The sequence below is a fragment of the Erythrobacter sp. NE805 genome, assembly GCF_046452355.1.
GTDB lineage: Bacteria > Pseudomonadota > Alphaproteobacteria > Sphingomonadales > Sphingomonadaceae > Erythrobacter.
Map to the genome: position 1 here is coordinate 1 of NZ_JBKFDI010000016.1, position 954 is coordinate 954.

Below are 954 nucleotides of genomic sequence, written 5' to 3' on the forward strand. Positions count from 1 at the left end.
GCCGGTGAAGACCGACTTCCTGCCTCCGGAGGCCTGAGCCTCGAGGATGCTCTGATCGCCAGCGAGCAGGCGCTCCAGCTCAATGCGCTGATCGACTGGGTCGAGGCGCAGTCGGCCGTCCGCTTCACCCCCGCGGAGCCTGTCGAATGAAGCTCGGCACCCACAATCTGGGGCCCAGCCCTCTGGCTCGCACGACGATGGTCAAGGTCGAGGAGCACCAGCTCACGCTCACCGCATTCACCCCTTCCGGCATGAAGTCGGTCATCATCACTGCCGAACAGGCCGAGCTGCTGAAAGATGTGCTTTCGTGATCGCCGCCTCGCTCAGCTTCCGCGACTTCATGATGGCCTGGCTGCCGACCATGGCCGCGGTGAGCTTGACGCCGCCGCCGGCTCCGGCGCTCGGCCACATGTTCCTGGTCGACGTCTCCGGCGTGCCGGTGCCCGTCGTCACCTGCCTCCTGGCGGTGCTCGGCATCGGCCTCTCCCGGCTCCTCGCCCGGCGCACCGAGGCGCAGCTAGGGTGGCTGAGCTTCGCCGCAGTCACCGCGATCATGCTGGTCGTGGTCCTGCTCTGGATCATAGAGAGCCGCCCCTCGTGGCTCTACGCCTTCGTGGTTTCGATCGGCCTCGGCTTCTCCGGCTATTCGCTGGTCGAGCTGTTCGGCGAGCAGATCCGCGCCTTCATCACCGACATCTTCGACAAGGCCCGGTCGACCATCGGCCGCAAGGGAGACGACATGTGATCGCCAACTGGCTCGAGATTTCCATCATCCTCTTCATCTTCGGCGGGATCGGCGTCGTCATCTGGCTTGGCTGGAAAGGCGGCGCGGCCAACCCGGTCACCACCGGCAACCTCGACGAGCGCCTGAACTCTTTCAACACCGAGCTGAGCGGCGTCCGGTCGAAGGTCGGCGAGATCGAGGAACGCGTCGAGAAGATGGAGGGGCACTAT

3 protein-coding genes are annotated in these 954 nt (G+C 65.4%); all 3 read left to right on the forward strand.

The features are described 5' to 3' along the window. Positions 1-146: 146 nt before the first annotated feature. A complete protein-coding gene (locus ACLBKU_RS17680; RefSeq protein ID WP_410180890.1) occupies positions 147-311 on the forward strand; it encodes a hypothetical protein in 165 nt (54 codons plus the stop codon). Next, the gene (locus ACLBKU_RS17685) at positions 308-745 is read left to right on the forward strand and encodes a hypothetical protein (protein WP_410180888.1); all 438 of its coding nucleotides are present in this window, start codon (positions 308-310) and stop codon (positions 743-745) included. Before ACLBKU_RS17680 ends, ACLBKU_RS17685 begins: the two co-directional genes overlap by 4 nt. After that, positions 742-954 (forward strand): hypothetical protein (locus tag ACLBKU_RS17690; RefSeq protein WP_410180891.1); only part of this gene is annotated, 213 nt, incomplete at its 3' end. The genes ACLBKU_RS17685 and ACLBKU_RS17690, both read left to right, overlap by 4 nt.